The sequence below is a fragment of the Pseudanabaena sp. UWO310 genome, from assembly GCF_006861605.1.
GTDB lineage: Bacteria > Cyanobacteriota > Cyanobacteriia > Pseudanabaenales > Pseudanabaenaceae > Pseudanabaena.
The window spans coordinates 1-18739 of sequence record NZ_SELU01000011.1; the positions used below are offsets into that span (position 1 = coordinate 1).

The 18739-nt window shown below is 45.5% G+C and carries 14 protein-coding genes; 11 read left to right on the plus strand and 3 right to left on the minus strand.

The features are described 5' to 3' along the window. The 8 genes from PseudUWO310_RS05320 to PseudUWO310_RS05355 form a co-directional block, all read left to right on the plus strand. Nucleotides 1–1843: BamA/TamA family outer membrane protein (locus PseudUWO310_RS05320; RefSeq protein WP_142599726.1), on the plus strand; the 1843-nt coding region annotated here is incomplete at its 5' end. A 2-nt stretch (nucleotides 1844–1845) separates the two neighbouring features. After that, complete coding sequence (gene lpxC / locus PseudUWO310_RS05325) at nucleotides 1846–2685, plus strand: UDP-3-O-acyl-N-acetylglucosamine deacetylase (protein WP_142599727.1); 840 nt, start codon at nucleotides 1846–1848, stop codon at nucleotides 2683–2685. Between the two features lie 61 nt (nucleotides 2686–2746). Next, nucleotides 2747–3253, plus strand: a complete 507-nt coding sequence (gene fabZ / locus PseudUWO310_RS05330; RefSeq protein ID WP_142599728.1) for a 3-hydroxyacyl-ACP dehydratase FabZ — start codon at nucleotides 2747–2749, stop codon at nucleotides 3251–3253. Between the two features lie 129 nt (nucleotides 3254–3382). Continuing rightward, entirely contained in the window at nucleotides 3383–4201 is an 819-nt protein-coding gene (gene lpxA / locus PseudUWO310_RS05335) for an acyl-ACP--UDP-N-acetylglucosamine O-acyltransferase (RefSeq protein WP_009625442.1), read from the plus strand. 342 nt (nucleotides 4202–4543) lie between these two features. Next, on the plus strand, nucleotides 4544–4873 hold the full coding sequence (locus PseudUWO310_RS05340) for a Mo-dependent nitrogenase C-terminal domain-containing protein (protein ID WP_142599729.1): 330 nt from the start codon (nucleotides 4544–4546) through the stop codon (nucleotides 4871–4873). Nucleotides 4874–5084: 211 nt separating this feature from the next. Continuing rightward, nucleotides 5085–6362 (plus strand): hypothetical protein, encoded by a 1278-nt coding sequence (locus PseudUWO310_RS05345; RefSeq protein WP_142599730.1) that lies wholly within the window; start codon nucleotides 5085–5087, stop codon nucleotides 6360–6362. 397 nt (nucleotides 6363–6759) lie between these two features. Beyond that, complete coding sequence (locus PseudUWO310_RS05350; protein ID WP_142599731.1) at nucleotides 6760–8244, plus strand: glutamate synthase subunit beta; 1485 nt, start codon at nucleotides 6760–6762, stop codon at nucleotides 8242–8244. Nucleotides 8245–8542: 298 nt separating this feature from the next. Further along, nucleotides 8543–8764 (plus strand): hypothetical protein, encoded by a 222-nt coding sequence (locus tag PseudUWO310_RS05355; protein ID WP_009626405.1) that lies wholly within the window; start codon nucleotides 8543–8545, stop codon nucleotides 8762–8764. A 155-nt stretch (nucleotides 8765–8919) separates the two neighbouring features. Here PseudUWO310_RS05355 and PseudUWO310_RS05360 read toward each other — a convergent pair whose 3' ends face one another. Continuing rightward, the gene (locus tag PseudUWO310_RS05360) at nucleotides 8920–10041 is read right to left on the minus strand and encodes a fatty acid desaturase family protein (protein ID WP_142599732.1); all 1122 of its coding nucleotides are present in this window, start codon (nucleotides 10039–10041) and stop codon (nucleotides 8920–8922) included. A gap of 284 nt (nucleotides 10042–10325) precedes the next feature. After that, nucleotides 10326–11969, minus strand: coding sequence for a 2-isopropylmalate synthase (locus PseudUWO310_RS05365; RefSeq protein ID WP_142599733.1), 1644 nt, complete (start codon nucleotides 11967–11969; stop codon nucleotides 10326–10328). Between the two features lie 346 nt (nucleotides 11970–12315). Here PseudUWO310_RS05365 and PseudUWO310_RS05370 point away from each other — a divergent pair, with 346 nt between their 5' ends. After that, on the plus strand, nucleotides 12316–14745 hold the full coding sequence (locus PseudUWO310_RS05370) for a hypothetical protein (RefSeq protein ID WP_142599734.1): 2430 nt from the start codon (nucleotides 12316–12318) through the stop codon (nucleotides 14743–14745). An 81-nt stretch (nucleotides 14746–14826) separates the two neighbouring features. On the opposite strand, the gene priA is transcribed toward PseudUWO310_RS05370, so the two are convergent. Continuing rightward, a complete protein-coding gene (gene priA, locus PseudUWO310_RS05375; protein WP_142599735.1) occupies nucleotides 14827–17319 on the minus strand; it encodes a primosomal protein N' in 2493 nt (830 codons plus the stop codon). A gap of 283 nt (nucleotides 17320–17602) precedes the next feature. Between priA and PseudUWO310_RS05380 the strand changes: the two genes are divergently transcribed. Both PseudUWO310_RS05380 and PseudUWO310_RS05385 read left to right on the plus strand, forming a co-directional pair. Further along, the gene (locus tag PseudUWO310_RS05380; RefSeq protein ID WP_142599736.1) at nucleotides 17603–18088 is read left to right on the plus strand and encodes an MEKHLA domain-containing protein; all 486 of its coding nucleotides are present in this window, start codon (nucleotides 17603–17605) and stop codon (nucleotides 18086–18088) included. A gap of 131 nt (nucleotides 18089–18219) precedes the next feature. Continuing rightward, entirely contained in the window at nucleotides 18220–18702 is a 483-nt protein-coding gene (locus PseudUWO310_RS05385; protein ID WP_142599737.1) for a DUF4079 domain-containing protein, read from the plus strand. Nucleotides 18703–18739 lie beyond the last annotated feature (37 nt).

Genomic DNA, 18739 nt, shown 5'->3' on the forward strand with positions numbered 1-18739 from the left:
CCCCAGTACTCCTGCGCCACAAAATACCAACCCCACTTTTACCCCCCCCGCCACTACTCCTACCACTACCAATGAAATTCAAGTATTAGTAGGAGAAGTCGCGATCAAGACTCCCGAAGGTCAGCCCCCCCTACCTCCTGAGCTAGAACAAAGAATTTATGACGCGATCTCAACCAAACCAGGACGCACGGTAACGCGCACCCAGCTCCAATCCGACATCAACGCAGTATTTGCGACGGGCTTCTTCTCCAATGTACAGGCTGAGCCAGAAGACACCGATATTGGCGTACGTGTAACATTCTTTGTACTCCCCAATCCCGTCCTCAAATCTGTTAATGCCGATGGTACTAAAGTTCTCGAAGATGGCGTAATTAATCGAATTTTCGGTTCGCAGATCGGTAAAGTTACTAACCTCAAAGACATCCAAGCTGGGGTAAAGGAGCTTGAGAAGTACTATCAAGATAAGGGCTATGTTTTAGCCCAAGTAGTTGATATCAAGGCTACGCCAGAAGGAAATATTAATCTGGTGGTTTCCGAGGGGGCGATCGAGGCAATCAAAGTCGCTTTTATTAACGAAGATGGTAAAACTGTCGATAAAGACGGCAAGCCTGTGACTGGCACTACCCGTGATTTCATCATTACTCGCGAATTGACAATTAAAGAAGGGGAGATCTTTAATAAAAATACTGTTCAAAGCGATCTCCAAAAGGTCTATGGTTTAGGGCTATTTGACGATCTCAATATTGGGCTTGCCCCCGGTACCGATCCCCGTAAAGTCGTCGTGACAGTCAATGTCAAAGAAAGAAATACGGGCTCCATCTCCGCAGGTGCTGGGATAAGCTCCTCTACGGGTTTATTCGGTACTGTCAGTTTCCAACAGCAAAACCTTGGTGGCAACAACCAAAAACTCGGATTAGATGTTCAAGTTGGTACAACTTCGTTATTATTCGACCTCAACTTTACCGATCCTTGGTTGGCTGGCGACCCCTACCACACCTCATTTTCGGCAAATATTTTCAATCAACGCGCCTATAGCTATATCTTTGATGGCAGCGTGGGCATCGGGGCAAATAACGATCAGCCAGTTATAAATCGTCTGGGACTTGGGTTTAGTTTTTCGCGCCCATTGAGTTCTCGTGATACAGCATCCCTTGGTTTCCGCTATCAGCGCGTTAGTGTTCTGAACAATACGAACAATGCGATCGCCGCCACTGACTCGTTAGGCAATCAGCTCAGTACTAGTGGCACTGGGCAGGATGATTTACTATTACTGCAACTTGCCTATGCTAGCGATCAGCGAGATAATCCGATTAAACCCTCTTCAGGCTCTGTATTTCGGATTGCCACCGAACAGTCTATCCCCATTGGATTAGGTTCAATTTTCTTAAATCGGGTTCGGGCTAGTTATAGTTTTTATATGCCCGTTAATTTCTTGAATTTTTCAGAAGGAACGCAAGCCCTCGCCTTTAACATTCAGGCAGGAACGGTCATCGGCACATTACCCCCCTACGAAGCATTTCAACTCGGCGGCAGCAACTCGGTACGCGGTTGGGATGAAGGTAAAATTGGTAGCGGTCGCAGCTTTGGTATCTTCTCCGCAGAATATCGTTTCCCCGTATTTAACATTGTTGGTGGGGTCTTGTTCTTCGATTACGGTACTGATTTAGGCTCAGCCTCAGCCGTACCTGGCAACCCTGCGGGGGTGAGAAACAAGCCAGGCAATGGCGCTGGTTATGGCATTGGGGTACGGGTACAGTCACCGCTCGGTTCGATCAGGGTGGATTACGGGCTATCCTCCAATGGCGGCAACCAGTTTAGCTTTGGTCTAGGAGAGAAATTCTAGTCATGCTCTACCAACAGACGATCGCCTCTCCTTTTTCTTTATCGGGGATTGGATTGCATAGTGGCGAGCAAGTTTCTGTGACCGTCAGTCCTGCCCCTATCGACTCAGGTCGCTACTTTATTTATAACGGTACTAAAATACCTGCGGATACCAATGTAGTTTCTGCCTCACAGCTATCCACGGAACTACGGCACAATGGCACTGGTGTGCGTACGGTTGAGCACCTGTTGTCAGCATTGTTTGGTATGGGCATCCATAATGCCTGTATTGAGCTCGATCGCCCTGAACTACCAATCCTTGATGGTTCGGCGATGCCTTGGGTAGAGGCGATCGCCCAAGTCGGGGTCAAGACGCAGGTTGAAGGCGACTGCTTAGTATCCCTAGCCGAACCCGTCACAGTTTGGAAAGGAGATGGTTTTGTCACGGCAATTCCTGCCGATACCTTGCGGTTTACCTATGGCATTGCTTTCCCCACGAAGGCGATCGGTGAGCAGTGGTTTAGTTGGTCACCCCCCATTGCCGAATTTTCCTCAAAATTTGCTACCGAAATCGCCCCTGCGCGGACTTTTACCCTCGCGGCCTATATCGACCAAGCGAGAGCCGCAGGGCTGATCAAAGGTGGTAGTTTAGAAAATGCGATCGTCTGCGATGCCGACCGCTGGATCAATCCACCCCTGCGTTTTGAGAATGAGCCCTGTCGTCATAAACTTTTAGATCTCATTGGTGACCTAAGCTTGCTAGGATTTTTACCGAGAGCGCATATTCTTGCCTACAAAGCTAGTCATAATCTTCATGCCGAATTTGCGATCGCCTTAGCGACCAAGCAAGTCTCTAGAAGTTAGCAAGGTCAATGCGTTGCATCGTCCGACCTAGCTCTAAAACACCGCAAACTTAATACTTAATATGTCAACTTTGACCGAAGAAAACACCATACATAGTACCGACATTAATACTGAACTGGAAAATACCCCTCCTAGTCCCGTCTTAATGATCGAAGATATTCAGAAACTTTTACCTCACCGCTATCCATTTTTGTTGGTAGATCGCATCATTGATTTTGTGCCAAACAAATCTGCGACAGGGATTAAGAATGTAACCTTTAATGAGCCATTTTTTCAGGGGCATTTTCCTGAGCGTCCGATCATGCCAGGGGTATTAATTGTTGAAGCGATGGCGCAAGTAGGCGGTATTGTACTAAGACATTTACCTGGCATGGAAGATCAACTTTCACTATTTGCGGGAATCGATAAAGTTCGATTTCGTCGCCCTGTCGTCCCTGGAGATCGCTTAACGATCACCACCAAATTGCTTGTATCGCGCAAGCGCTTTGGTAAGATGCATGGGCGTGCAGAAGTTGATGGTCAACTAGTCTGCGAAGGTGAATTGATGTTTTCCTTAGTTAATCTTTAGAAAATATTTTTTAGAGTCCTTCTTAGCTCTAGAAAAAATCTTGTAAAGCATTACTTTATTCGTCATCTGGCGATCCAAGCGATCGCAAACAAAGCGATCTATCTTAGTATCAAGCGAGCCAAACTTTTTATGCCTGTGTCTCATGCGCCTGTGTCTGAATTTATTCACCCGACAGCCATAGTGCATCCTGATGCCCAACTACATCCGACTGTCAAAGTTGGAGCTTATGCTGTCATCGGTGAGCAGGTGAAAATTGGCGCTCATACTGTCATTGGACATCATGCTATTGTCGAAGGAAGAACCGAAATTGGCGATCGCAACCAAATTTATCCAGGAGCGGCGATCGGGTTAGATTCACAAGATTTGAAATATGCGGGTGCTAATAGTCTTGTCCGAATCGGTAATGATAACCGCATTCGTGAATATGTGACGATTAATCGAGCCAATGAAGCCGATGAAGTTACCTATATTGGCAACGGAAATTTGCTGATGGCCTATGTTCATGTAGGGCATAACTGTGAAATTGAAGATCGAGTGATTATAGCCAACGGAGTCGCCTTGGCGGGTCATGTCTACATCGAGTCCCATGCCAGAATCAGTGGCGTTCTGGGGGTGCACCAGTTTGTGCGTATTGGTCGTCTATCCATGGTAGGTGGCATGAGTCGAATTGAGCGCGATGTCCCTCCCTATACCTTAGTTGAGGGCAATCCCTCCCGCGTACGGACTCTAAATCGAGTCGGCATCGATCGCGCAGGACTTGATGGGGAAACTCAACAAGCTCTGAAGTCGGCTTTTCGTTTGCTTTACCATCAAGATCTCACTCTAGTGGAAGCCCTCGAAAAACTAGTTACCTTCGCTGATAATGCTCATGTTCAGCATTTGCGCCAATTTTTACAAGATTCGATTACTGTTTCTCATCGGCGTGGACCAATTCCCAGCCGCGCCTAATTCGCTAACAAGAAATATCTCTGATCTTTTGGGGCGATTCTTTTGGGGTTTAATTTTGTCCTAACAAGATTGGTGGCAGCTATATGTCCTATGTAAACTCTATTTGCTATTGATCATCAATTGGTACAAATCCATCTATAGCGATCGTCTATACAGACAGATGGGTAAGATTTAACTTATTAAGGATTGGGGGAAGAGCAATGTTCTTCTGTTTGTATCTACAATCTCATACATAAGAATGAATAATGATTTGTCTAACCCTCTATTCGAGATGATTATGTTACGATTGATAACATGATCGCTTAAAGCGTACACACTGTGATTTGAGAGCGTTTGGTAAATATGTCAAGTATTAACAGCACAGGATTTAATGGGGAAACCTCGTATATTGGTCGCCCTCAACCGAAAGCAGTCTTCGATCTACTAAAACCGCTACGTCAGAAAATCGATAACTTTGAAATTCAAAAGCCGCGCACAGCGCATTTTATTGCCAAGCTAATTCCCGCCCAATGCCCCTTTGAACGCACCATTAAGTTCAGAAAACGTACGTTACTTCAGATCCCTCCACTTTGTAAATTCAATCCCGTTTACGATGAGTTGATTGGGCTCAGATTTCGCGCACTCTGTTTCCTTGTCGATCGCTGTGGTGAAGACATTAGCGCTTACTGTTAAGGTCTTTCTTGAATTTCCTTGACCTAAGCAGCTAGGCGCAATTTGCCAGAATAGTTAGGGCAGTTAGGGCGGCTCCGCCGCCCCAACTATTCTGGTTTTATATTTGGTACTTCATTAAATCGCAAGTCCCTTACCTCCACAAAAACAAATGATGTAAGCTTTCCTTGAGTCATTTCTTGAGTCATTTGTTTTTGTGACTAGGAGTTTGGATATGCCAAGGAAGATGCAGTGGATATGGCGATCGCTGATTGCTATTTTGGTTTCTAGCTTGATGATTGCGACCACGATCGCATTACAGCCTACTCAGGCTGCGATCGCCCCATTACCCGATCCCTACCTCACCTCTGGAAAATTTGCCGAAGGCGAAAAGGTTTTTAGCGACTATTTGCAAACTAACCTCAAAGATGACAAGGCTCGCTTAGGGCTGGGCGCAATCCAATTCATGCGCGGTACTGAGAGGCTAATACAGTCACTTTATCGTTATGGGATGATGCAGACACCTTTAAACGGTTTAGTACCATTTTTACGCTTACCAATCCCCAAAAATCCCCAACCCCAAACTCTAACCTATGAGGGACTTCAACAGGTTTTTCAAGCGTGGATTGACGATCTTGCCACTGTCCGTAATACCCTTGAACCGATTAAGGATGGAAACTTTAAACTAGCATTGCGTCTCGGACTAATCCGTCTAGACTTTGACGGTAATGGCAAGGCTACCGATGATGAAATGCTGTGGCAGATCTTTAATGCTATTACAGGTGCAAATGTTACCGAAAAAGACGCACAACAGTTTTTAATTGCGTTTGATCGCGGGGATGCGCTGTGGTTGCAGGGATATACCCATGTACTGGGAGCGATCGGTGAGTTTTTGCGAGCCTATGACAGTCGGGAGCTGTTTGAATCTTGCGCTCACTTGTTTTTCCAAAGGGTAGATACACCCCATAAATTTTTAATCACACCACGTAGGGAATCACCCGATGAATATGGTTATAGTTTCAGTCCCTTTGAAATTCTTGATTTAGTGTCGGCGGTTCATCTTACGAAATTTCCCCTAGCAGAGCCCCAGCGCATGAAGACGATCCTCAATCACTTGAAATCAATAATCAGCCTCAGTCGCGAGTCTTGGCAATCCATTCTTGCAGAAACCGACAACGATCGCGAATGGATTCCCAACCCTAAACAAGTATCGGTAATCCCCCAAGCGAGGGTAACCGATGATATGGTGAAAGCATGGTTCCAAAGCCTTGATGAGATTGAGTCAATTCTGACCGCCAAAAAGAATCTTCCCTTCTGGCGGGATGCGAAATTAAGTATTAATTTCCCTCGCATTTTTACGGAGCCACGCCCCTTCGATCTGGTGTCATGGTTTCAAGGTACTGCCGCCACACCCTATCTTGAGAAAGGAACTGTTACTAATATGAATGTTTGGAATGAAATGCTCCGTGCCTTTGGCAGCAACCTTTTCAACTTTACGATCTGGTTTAACTAAAGATCAAGATTAGGGTCAGGCTCCGCGTGACCTATCGCCACGCTCTTATTACAAAAGGCAAAAGGCGGCGCTTCGCGCCGCCTTTTGCCTTTTGGGTTTTAAAATCACAAAATGGCTACGCCATTTTGTGATTTGGTATAACAAGACTGGCAGCAGCTATAGCTACAGCCACTTGAATAAGGACAAATCAAACCCCAAGAATTGAGTGGCGGCGCGAAGCGCCGCCACTCAATTCTTGGGGTTTATGTCCTAATACACTTGGCGACAGCTATATATATTGTTTTGTGGTTTGAATGTTAACTAATATTAAAGAATCTCGCCAATTATGCTTAGAATCAGAGTAGGCAGTTTAAAAATGATTTATAGGCTTTTTAGCAAAACTTAGAAACGCAAACTAATGGGAAAACCGACAGGATTTATTGAGTACCTTCGCGAAGCACCAACGGAAATACCACCAAGCGATCGCATTAAAAATTGGGATGAATTTCATGTCCATATGCCCGATGAAAATCTACGTACACAGGGCGCGAGATGTATGGACTGTGGCACGCCTTTTTGCCACACAGGAAATCTAATTAGCGGTATGGCAAGCGGATGCCCAGTCAATAATTTGATCCCCGAATGGAATGACTTGGTATATCGTGGGCTATGGCGCGAGGCGCTCGATCGCCTGCATAAAACTAACAACTTTCCCGAATTTACAGGACGGGTATGTCCCGCCCCCTGTGAAGGCTCCTGTGTCCTAGGGATCACCAATCCACCAGTCACGATTAAAAATATTGAATATTCGATCGTGGATAAGGGTTGGGAAGAAGGTTGGATTATCCCCGAACCACCGACAAAGCGCACGGGCAAAAAAGTTGCCGTCATTGGTTCGGGACCCGCAGGGCTAAGCGCGGCCGCACAGCTTAACAAAGCAGGACATTGGGTCACGATCTACGAACGTGCCGATCGCCCAGGCGGACTGCTGATGTATGGCATTCCCAATATGAAATTGGATAAGCAAAAGGTCGTGTTGCGGCGTTTGGATATCCTCGAAAAAGAGGGTGTGAAATTTGTCTGTAATACCGAAGTCGGTAAGGATTTAGCCGCAGCAGATCTACTCAAAGAATTTGATGCGATCGTCCTTTGTACTGGGGCAACGAAACCCCGTGATCTCAGTATTGAAGGACGAGAGCTTAAGGGGATTCATTTTGCGATGGAATTTCTCACCGCCAATACCAAGACAGTTCTCAATGGTAAGTCAGGAGATGGCTTTATCTCTGCGCAGGGCAAAGATGTTGTGATTATCGGTGGTGGTGATACTGGTACTGATTGCGTTGGCACATCAATTCGTCATGGCTGCACCAGCGTTGTGCAATTAGAAATCATGCCTAAGCCTCCCGAAACTCGTGCTAAGGATAATCCTTGGCCAGAATGGCCGAAGGTCTATAAATTGGACTACGGACAGGAAGAAGCTCGTGCAAAGTTTGGTGACGATCCCAGAGCATATATCACCACAGCGACTAAAATCGAAGGGGACGAAGACGGTCAGGTGAAAGCTGTTCATACCGTACAGGTGCAATGGGAGCGTAATGACAAAGGTCAATTCATTCCCAAGCAAGTAGCTGGTACGGAAAAGGTAATCCCCGCACAGATCGTACTGTTGGCAATGGGTTTCCTTGGTCCAGAACAACCTTTACTTGATTCTCTAGGCTTAGAACGCGATCCTCGCAGTAACGTCAAAGCTAATCATGGTCAATTCACCACCAGTCTTCCTAATGTCTTTGCCGCTGGCGATTGTCGTCGCGGACAAAGTCTCATTGTTTGGGCGATTAACGAAGGTCGTGGCGCTGCCCGTGAATGCGATCGCTATCTGATGGGTGATACCGATTTACCCTAAGCCAAATTTTCCGCTGTTGGTACTCAGTAGCTGGGCATGATTAAAACCCAGCGTCAAAACCCTTAGCCCAAGCCCTTAGCCCAAGCCGCTTTTGCTAAAGGTTTTAGGGTTTTATGTTGGATTGCGCCTTGCTACTTATCGGTTCTGAAAAGCTGAGAAAACGCCATAAAGTAATACCAAAGCTGAAAATGGCTACGCTATTTTCAGCTTTGAAAACCCTTACTGGGTTTGGTTTTTAATTTCCGAAAGTGTTGTCGCACCTTCGGGAATTGGTATAAATATAGGGAAAAATTAAATTATGGAAAGTAATGTATCGGTTTCACCTGAGACCGTTTATGAAAACCTCAACCAACTAGATCAAGTGGATTTAACGACCAGTGCCGTTTATCGTGAAATGGCGCAAGACGTTCTTGCCGATCCTGAGGTTAACTTTAATGTGCGTGAAGCGATCGCCGATCGTTTGAATCAAGCCAACCAGCAATTAATTAATACCACCGTTAGTAAGACCGATAGTTACTAAGTAGCTAATGTAAATCGCTATATAGCTACAGTCACTTGAATTAGGACAAATCAAACCCCAAGAATTGACTGGCGGCGCGAAGCGCCGCCAGTCAATTCTTGGGGTTTATGTCCTAGCTATAAATAAAGAAGGAGCGCTTTGCGCTCCTTCTTTATTTATAGCGATTTACATGTTCCCATCCGCCGCAACCAACGGAAATGAGAACGAAACCCCGCCCATACAGATCCATGCTGATTGTATCTCACGCCAAATTCCTGACAGGTTTGCTCGACGACCTTGGAAACTTCTGGATAATTAATATGGCAAATATTCGGAAATAAATGATGTTCGACTTGGAAATTTAGACCACCAAGCAACCATGTTACGTAGGGATTATTACGGGAGAAGTTGACAGTGGTCTCGATCTGATGGATAGCCCAATCATTTTCAATGACACAAGCTTTGGCAACAGGAAAATTTGCCTCCTCAACTACATGCGCTAATTGGAATACGACACTCAGAACAATTCCTAAAGTAACGGCGACTAATACATAGCTTGCGAAGACTTGCCCAAAAGAATGCAATAACAAAGGAATGCCAAAGACGAGCGACAAGAAAATCCCCTTTCCGACAAAAAATATAGCAAGATTGCTCCGCTTGGGGCGAGGGTAAGGGCGATCGCCGATTTTCCCTGTAATCAAACAATAAAAATCATCATAAAAATGCCATTTGATCGCCAGCAAGCCATATAGCAGCCACAAATAATAATGTTGCCAACGGTGAAAGGGGAGATGGGCATGGGTAGGTGAAAGACGACCAAAAATTCCTACCTCTAAATCCATATCGTACCCAGCAATATTAACGTAGGTATGATGGAGGACATCATGTTTCCAATGCCAAATATAAGAACTGCCACCAATTACATCCAAACTCATCGCCATGAGTTTATTTACCCATAAAGAATTGGAATAGGCATGATGTGCCCCATCATGCTGGATACTAAAACCGATGCCTGCGGTGATCACACCGAGAACAATACATAAAATACCAACTTGCCACCAAGACTGAGCAAGAAGGACTAGGACTGCGTAAGTTCCGAAAAAGCCCAATAACAGAATTGCGGTTTTGGTATACATCTGAGGGCAATCGCGTTCTTTGAGATTGCCATTTTGAAAGAGTTCATCAACTCTACGTCTGAGTTCTGCCTGAAATCCACTATTATTGGCAAATTTTAGTTTTTTTGCCAATTCTTTTTCTTGAGTCTTTACAGATCGTTGAGATTCATCGCGTTCTTGCATCTTTTACCATTGTAATTAACATCATGCCTATAACTATTTCACTTTTTGGATCCGTAGCCGAGCGAAATTAAACATCCCCCAATTATGGCGCACGCCACGCTATAAGTACCTCAACATAATTAAGATCCCAACCTAAAACCTTTGGCGCACACGCAGTGTGCGCCAAAGGTTTTAGGTTGGGATCAAGTCGATGGGTGAATGTGACTATACTTGTATGAATTTATATGAATTTGTGTGAATTAAGAAAGCAGCCTTGCAATGCAAGGCTGCTTTCTTAAAGGCTTTTACAAAGAAGCTTCTTTTTGAAGTTTTTCGCGATCGCCAATTTTGGTACTGGGAATTTGCAACGCAAAGTAGAGTTTATTGAGAGCACTAAGATAGGCTCTTGCCGAGGCAACAATAATGTCAGTATTTGCCGAATGTCCTGAAAGCGTACCCGCATCTGGATGTTTGAGTCGAATCGTGACTTCGCCGAGGGCATCGATCCCTGCGGTCACCGATTGCACCGAGTACTCGATCAATTGATTTGGTACTTTCACAATGCGATTAATCGCTTTGTAAATCGCATCGACGGGGCCAGTCCCAGTGGAGGCATCGGTGATTTCTTGACCGTCAGGCATCACAATTGTGACCGTAGCGGTGGGGATAGCGCGATCGCCACAACTTACTTGGACTTGTTCAAGCTTGAAGGCTTCGGGAGCATGACGGATTTCATCATTGACGATCGCTTCTAAATCGCGATCGCTAATTTCCCGTTTTTTATCAGCAAGCTCTTTAAACCGAACAAACGCGGCATTAAGTTCCTGCTCCGAAAGTTCAAAGCCAAGTTCCCTCAACCGAGAACTCAAGGCATTTCTTCCCGAAAGCTTACCGAGGACGATCAAGTTGTCAGTCAACCCAATGGATTGAGCATCCATAATTTCATAGGTGAGACGATTTTTTAATACGCCATCCTGATGGATGCCCGACTCATGGGCAAAGGCATTAGCGCCCACGATCGCCTTATTGGGCTGTACTAACATGCCCGTGAGATTGGACACGAGGCGCGAAGTCTTATAGATCTGCTTGGTGTCAATATTGCAGAGGGGAGCCGTGGAATCAATGGGACGACCGAGGAAGCTATTAAAGTAAGCCCGACGGACATGCAAAGCCATCACCAACTCTTCAAGGGCGGCATTGCCTGCTCGTTCACCGATACCATTGATCGTGCATTCCATCTGCCGCGCCCCATTCTTAGCCGCTTCAAGGAAGTTCGCCACTGCCAAACCAAGATCGTTGTGACCATGGACGGAAATAATGGCGCGATCGATATTCGAGACATTGTCTTTAATACCCTTGATCAAGGCTCCAAATTCGGAGGGTGTCAAATAACCGACCGTATCGGGAATATTAACTGTCGTTGCCCCTGCGGCGATCGCAGCTTCGAGGACTTGATAGAGAAACTCTGGATCGGATCGTCCTGCATCTTCGGGTGAAAACTCGACATCGGCAACCTTTGATTTGGCATGGGCAACCATTTCGGGCACGATCGCCAAAACCTCAGCCCGAGTTTTCCGAAGTTTATATTCCAAATGGATATCGGAAGTGGCGAGGAAAGTATGAATTCTACTTTTCGCCGCAGGCTTGACGGCTTCAGCCGCCGCATCAATATCAGATTTGGTAGCTCTAGCTAAACCACAAATCGTCGGTCCATTTTCTGTGCCAACGAGCTTGGCAATTTCTTGGACGGCATGAAAATCGCCTTTGCTGGCAAAGGGAAATCCAGCCTCAATAATGTCTACCCCAAGTCGAGCCAGTTGCTGAGCGATTAGCAGTTTTTGCTCCACGTTCAGAGTTGCGCCTGGGGACTGTTCGCCATCGCGCAATGTGGTGTCAAAAAAGATAATTCGGTCTTGAGCAACTTGGGACTCTTGAGATGTTGTAGACATAATGCGTTAGTTCATGAATGTTTATGTGGAAACGTAACTTGTGAAGCGACTGGAACTACTTAAATTTATGGTCGATTTATGATCGATTTATGGTCGATTAGTTTGCTGGGTTACAGCGATCGCCACAAACTTAAGCTAATGCAATCTTAGCCCTTTTCTTTAAAAATAGTAAACCAATTCCATATTAAGTAGCTGGGCGCAATCAAATATAAAGCCCCAAAACCTGTAGCGCACGCGCAGCGTGCGCTACAGGTTTTGATTCTGGTTTTTAATTATGCCCAGCTACTTACCCAATGGGTGAATATAGATAAATCCTAAATAACTCTAAGCAGCTAAGCCGTGAAGAGTGTACAGCCCGCGTAGCGGGCTGTACACTCTTCACGGCTTTAGCAATGCCCATATTTGCATCAATATGTTAGGCTATGGCAACCGTACGAGATTGACGATGCCGCGCATGGAATCTTTACCTGAATCCTCAAAACCTTTTGGCGATCTTGTTAAGACCGATCGCGTTAAGCCCGATCGCGAAGTTGCTCATGCCGACCCAGTCGAGCAATCAAGTGAGCTGGTTAAAACCCAAGGCGATCGCCAGTTAGAGCGGTTAGATCATCGTCTAGAGCCACAGAATATTAATGCATCGAATGCATCGAATGAATCAAATGCATCACCAGAAATTGACCTGCGCGATCGCTTTACATGGTCAAATTTTGGCATTGTCACAAGTATTCCCCTCGTCGGGGGGCTAATTGCCCTAGGGCTAATTTACCTTTCTAATCCATCGGCCATTAGTTGGCTTGCTTCAACCGATACTCCCGCCTTTTACTCGAATTCTCTGTGGAACATCCCTAAAAGCATTTCTCAAATTCAATCAGAACTAGGGCGCATTCAATTAAAACTTGGCGAAAGTTATAATTTGCCGACTGGTGAGATTCTCTATACAGTTCTAGAAACCGAAACCCAAAATATTCGCGAAATTCGTCTCTATCAGCCCGTGCGCGATCGCAATGAGGAGAAAATCCTGTTATTAAGTACGACCACGATCGCAGGTCTCGATGAGTATTTTGTGCGATCGCCGCTCCTTAAATATGCCACCTACGCAATTCCCGAACGGTTACAAGTGGGGCGCAATCGACTTCCCCTCAAAAAATTCTCATTATTAACTGATCCTCCTTCTCAATTTAAAGGGATTTGGTTTTCGACCACAGGAAATGTTGATGGTATTGCCTATGGTCAAATTTATTACATTCCCATTGATAAGCGATCGCAGCTAATCGAGTTAGATGCTTGGACGAGTTCTACGGGGGAACTTCCCAAATGGCGTAATGTTCTGCCGCATGATTCCAATGCGGTGCAATTGGTAATCAATCAAACTCAAGAATTTGAACCTCTATACTTGGTTTTTCAACCTGAAGAAAATAACACTACGGAGATTGGTAAAGTCCAATTGCGACAAATCAATTTAAACGAGGCAAAAAATCAACCCAAGCTCTATCAAGATGCCTTGGTCATGGCAAGCGTGGGTTTATGGTCGCCTGCCCTCGAAAAATTCACCCAAGTAGTTGATGAATGGCGATCGCAAGGGAAAACCCTCCCTCCATTTCTGCAAGAACAGTACGACCTCATCGCCTTACATGCCAAGATTACCAGCGATCGAGTTCAAAATTCCAATTCTAATCTAGGGGAAAAAGCCCTGATTAATATCATCGATGGTAAATGGAAAGAAGCTTTGGAGATCGCTAACGACCCCAGCTATAAGGGGGATAAGATTGCGGAAATGTTAGCGAAATATCACCCCCATATCTGGCCAAGGGTAACCACGATGATGACCTTTACCGATGCCATAGAGATTAAGCTCTGGGGGGGATTGGTCGTTTTACAGCGCAATGGACTGCGCCGCGCCGAACATTGGCTGCGATCGCAAAAGGTGGATACCAAAGACTCCAATCAACTATTGCAGCGTCTAGATCTTGCCCCGATTACCCTCAAGCCCCAACAATTATTAGGAACGGTTTCCTATCTTGGTAAAGATGCGGGATCTGAATGGTTTTTACCACCACCAAAGCTGGAATCAGGGCAAGCATGGTATGAGGTCAATATTAATCTGATCAAAGATGGGGATAAATGGGTCAGCGCTCCATTTAAAGAACTTAGCGATCGCTCTTCAATCGTGCTGTGGAGAATTCTTGGACTCGCAACCAATCCTAATTTAGGTATCGTGCTCTACGATGGCTATGGGAAATCGCAAGCAGCTAACTTAACGGCTCAGTCTCTCTGGGTAAGCGATGATGGACGTTTGAGAATACTCGCTTCTGGGGAGATCATACTTGCCCCATTGCTACCCAAAAGCGTAATCCCGCCATTGGTAACTAGCGGTGGCACTTTCGATCCGCCTAAGGGAAATCCCGTGGAATGGCAAAGTCTCTCCCCAAAAACGATCGAGCGGTTGATTCGCGCGATGTATGGTGAGTTGCAACGGGGCGGTCAAGTTTCGATGAGCATTGAAGATTTTAGTATTTTGGTACAGCAGCAATGGACGCTCTCATCGGTCAATCTCGATGGTTCTGGGCAGTCTGAATATCTACTATTGCTCGATCGCTCTAAGGTCGATCTAGGCGATCGGCATTATCCATTAGCGATCGCTTTCGCTAGCGATGGTTCGTTGATATTCAGCGATATGAATGGCAGCAGAGTTTGGATGGATGTACTGCCCAGTAGCACCGAAGGTCAAATTCTCACCCTTCGCAATGGTCGCTACGAAATATGGAACTTTCGTTAATATGGTCGCAGGCGCGATCCAACCTTGATTTATGAAGGGAATGGCGGCGCAAAGCGCCGCCATTCCCTTTTTGGGTTTCGGCTATAGGATTGTTAAGGGATCGACATCGATCGCTACTCTCACGGCTTTAGAATTAACCAACATGCGTAATTCTTCTAAACTCGGAACATCGGGCAAAACCTCTGGGGCAAATTTCAACAAAATCTGCCAGCGATAGCGATTAGAAACTTTCGTGATCGCGGCAGGAGTTGCCCCTAGGACATCCCAGTTGTTTCCCAATTGACGCAAATATGACGCTAGCTCATCCGCCGATTTCTCAACCACCTGTTCTTGCTCGCTACTGAGATGAATCAAGACCATTTGCCCCTTGGGTGGATAGCTTAAGGACTCGCGCATTGCCAATTCCGTTTGCATAAATTCATCAAGGCGATATTGCTGGACGGCTTGTATGGCAGGATGTTCGGGAGTATAGGTTTGCATGATGACCCTTCCTTCCTCTTCGCCGCGACCCGCACGACCCGCGACTTGGAGTAAGGTCTGGGCGGCTCTCTCGCCCGCACGATAATCTGAAAAGTTTAATAATCCATCCGCAGAAACCACGCCGACTAAGGTGACTTGAGGAATATCCAAACCCTTAGTCAGCATTTGGGTTCCCACTAATAAATCCGCCTCTCCCGAACGGAATTGATCGATGAGCAACCGATGGCGATCCTTGTTTTGGGTGGTGTCGCTGTCAAAGCGAATGAGGCGAATATTGGGGAATAGTTTGGCGAGTTCCTGCTCCACTTTTTGCGTGCCGCTGCCAAAATGCTTGAAATAGGGTGAACCGCATTGGGGGCAGGACTTGGGCTGAATTTGCGTGTAGTTGCAATAGTGACAGCGTAAATGGGCTGATTTGGGCTGATGAGCCGTAGGATTAATGGGATCGTGATAGGAAAGGGAAACATCGCAGTTCGGACATTCAGCCACATAGCCACAGGATCGACAGGAAACAAAGGTGCTATATCCGCGCCGATGGATAAAGAGAATCCCCTGTTGTTTGTTCTCTAACATTTCCGCGATCGCTTCTTGTAGTTTGCGACTCAAAATCGAGTAGTTCCCAGTTTTAAACTCATCGCGCATATCCACAATCTCAATCGGTGGCATCGGTTTATTGCCAATACGATGGGGCATTTTTAAATAGATAGAATTATTTTCTTTTTGGGCAAATAGAGTCTCCGCTGAGGGAGTGGCAGACCCTAATATGAGCGGGACATTCTCCAACTGCGATCGCCATATCGCGATCGTCCGCGCATGATAACAGGGTTGAGGTCGATCCTGCTTGAAACTGGGATCATGTTCCTCATCCATCACGATTAATCCCAAATTAGAGAGCGGCGCAAACACCGCTGATCGCGTACCAATGACAACTTGGGCTTCGCCAGCGAGCATCAAGCGCCATGTATCAAACCGCTCACCCTCCGATAACTGGCTATGATAAACGCTCACCTTGGCATCGCCAAATCTCGCCCGAAAGCGATCAGTAAGCTGCGGCGTTAAACCGATTTCAGGAACGAGGACTAGCGCCGATTTCCCAGATTCTAAAACAGGGGCAATCGCCTGCAAATATACTTCAGTTTTGCCAGAACCCGTCACTCCATGCAAGAGGAAATGGGTTGCATGGCGATCGGCGATCGCCTTCAGAATTTGTTGTAAAGCCGCATCTTGATCGGCATTTAAATCCTTAGGGCGATCGCGTGTAACTGTATGGCTTTTGCCCCCTAGTCGCAGCGATTCCTGTTTTGAGATCACTAGATAGCCTTTATCTGCTAAATTCTGCACCGTTGATGATGTTGTCTTCGCCAGCTTATACAACTGCGTTTTTAAACATTCACCGCCTTGATGTTGCAAAATCGTAAGAACTTCTATTTGCCGTTCCGTTAATTCCCGATCAGGAGCCTTGAGCAAAATTACGATATCTTCGTATTTGGGCTTTGGGCGATTGGGAAGCTCCAAAGTTGTTTCAATCCATGCTAGTTTTTGAAGTTCTTTTAATCCCGAACTTGTATATCTACCTAGCTTCTGATAGATATAACGACGACTAATCCCCTTTGAGTTATCTTGATGTGCTTGCAAAAATTCCCAAACCATCTGAGCCGCTTTTGGCAATTTAGGGGATTCTCGTTCCTGCTTTTCGGAAATTATATTTTCGCGCTTTACTTTAATTCGATAATGAGATTGATCTAATAGTTTCGGAGGTAGAGCCGTTTTTATGGTTTGCATGAGAGGCGTACGATAATAATCAGCAGTAAGGGTCAGCATTTCCCAATATGTCTTTGGAAAAATGCCCGAACTGACTACGGCAATTACTGATTTAATCTCTGTTGTGGTATCTATAACTTGGGCTGTATCGCAAATTTGTAAGGCGATCGCTCCAACTTGACGATTTCCTAAGGGAACACTAAGAATATCTCCGATTTGAATATCGATATCTTCAGGGATCCGATAGGTCAGCAGATCGTCAATACCAATGCAATCAACGATGACATTGACAAAACGCTCTTTATTACCATCAATCAAATCAAATAATTCCATGTTCTCGCTAATTTTCTCAAGCGTAGGCGATATTATACCAAAGCTCAAAATGGCTATGCCATTTTGAGCTTTGAAAACCCTTACTGGGTTTGTTTTTTATAGCTACAATCACTTGAATTAGGACAAATCAAACCCCAAGAATTGACTGGCGGCGCGAAGCGCCGCCAGTCAATTCTTGGGGTTTATGTTCTAGTACATTTGGCGATAGCTATAATTCCCAAAAGTGTTGTCACACTTTCGTGAATTGGTATTATAGCGGTAGCGATCGCTTGGCGGGCAAATTATGAGTATAAATAAATCGGAACCTTGGTTACAAACAGAACTATTAGCACATATCCAATTATTGCTTTATAGCTTTCATCATTGGACAGGTAACGACCTCATTCCCATTACCGATCGCCAATCGCCATTGGAAATTGCGAATTCATTATTTAATGCTAATTTTGTGGTTGTTTCCCACGGCACTCAAGCCGATCCAATTCTAAACTATGGAAATCAAAAAGCTCTCGACCTCTGGAAAATGGATTGGCAAACCCTAACCTCAACGCCATCACGCTACACAGCCGAACCAATAGAACGCAGTGAAAGAGAACAACTATTAGCACAGGCAAAATCGCAGGGCTACATTAGCAACTATCGCGGCATCAGGATTGCGAGTAATGGCGATCGCTTTTATATCGATCAGGCAATTATCTGGAATGTGGTGGACAAAAACAATAAATTATGGGGGCAAGCCGCAACTTTTTCCAACTGGGAAGCGATCGCCTAAAGCCTTTACAAAGCAGCACTTTTACTAAATGGGAAAAATCATATTAAAATTATTAAAGATTCGCAAAGATTTGCTGCAAAATCTTCACAAGTCTCCTTCTCATAGATACCTCTAGATACCTCACCAATTTTATGACGATCGCAATTACCGAACCATTGAAAACCGTGGTGACTTTTGCTCACCCGATCCTCATGCTTTTAACCCTATTTTTAGCAATCTACGCAGGCTATACTGGCTGGCAATACCGTAGAATTCGTAGTACGGAAGGTGAAGAGAAAAAGACCCTGATCTCCAAACGCTACAATCTTCTCCACCATAATCTCGGATCGATATTTTTAGTATTGATGGTGGCAGGAGCGATCGGTGGTATGGCTGTGACCTATAGTAACAATGGCAAGCTATTTGTTGGCGCTCATCTCATTGCAGGTTTGGGCTTAGTCTTTTTGGCGGCTATATCAACAGCATTAGCTCCCTTACTCCAAAAGGGTAAAGACTGGGCAAGAATTACGCACATTTCCGTAAACGTCTTGCTCCTTGGTGTTTTTGTCTGGCAGACCCTAACTGGATTTGAAATTGTGCAGAGAATTTTAGAGCAAATATCTAAAGCTTCCTAAACTGCCCACAAGAAAAAGAAGGGCGCTATGCGCCCTT

What these genes read in the sequence shown, in the direction of transcription:
- lpxC (WP_142599727.1), top strand. Translation starts at nt 1,846, where the DNA reads ATGCTCTACCAACAGACGATCGCCTCTCCTTTTTCTTTATCGGGGATT.
- fabZ (WP_142599728.1), top strand. Translation starts at nt 2,747, where the DNA reads ATGTCAACTTTGACCGAAGAAAACACCATACATAGTACCGACATTAAT.
- lpxA (WP_009625442.1), top strand. Translation starts at nt 3,383, where the DNA reads ATGCCTGTGTCTCATGCGCCTGTGTCTGAATTTATTCACCCGACAGCC.
- PseudUWO310_RS05340 (WP_142599729.1), top strand. Translation starts at nt 4,544, where the DNA reads ATGTCAAGTATTAACAGCACAGGATTTAATGGGGAAACCTCGTATATT.
- PseudUWO310_RS05345 (WP_142599730.1), top strand. Translation starts at nt 5,085, where the DNA reads ATGCCAAGGAAGATGCAGTGGATATGGCGATCGCTGATTGCTATTTTG.
- PseudUWO310_RS05350 (WP_142599731.1), top strand. Translation starts at nt 6,760, where the DNA reads ATGGGAAAACCGACAGGATTTATTGAGTACCTTCGCGAAGCACCAACG.
- PseudUWO310_RS05355 (WP_009626405.1), top strand. Translation starts at nt 8,543, where the DNA reads ATGGAAAGTAATGTATCGGTTTCACCTGAGACCGTTTATGAAAACCTC.
- PseudUWO310_RS05360 (WP_142599732.1), bottom strand. Translation starts at nt 10,041, where the DNA reads ATGCAAGAACGCGATGAATCTCAACGATCTGTAAAGACTCAAGAAAAA.
- PseudUWO310_RS05365 (WP_142599733.1), bottom strand. Translation starts at nt 11,969, where the DNA reads ATGTCTACAACATCTCAAGAGTCCCAAGTTGCTCAAGACCGAATTATC.
- priA (WP_142599735.1), bottom strand. Translation starts at nt 17,319, where the DNA reads ATGGAATTATTTGATTTGATTGATGGTAATAAAGAGCGTTTTGTCAAT.
- PseudUWO310_RS05380 (WP_142599736.1), top strand. Translation starts at nt 17,603, where the DNA reads ATGAGTATAAATAAATCGGAACCTTGGTTACAAACAGAACTATTAGCA.
- PseudUWO310_RS05385 (WP_142599737.1), top strand. Translation starts at nt 18,220, where the DNA reads ATGACGATCGCAATTACCGAACCATTGAAAACCGTGGTGACTTTTGCT.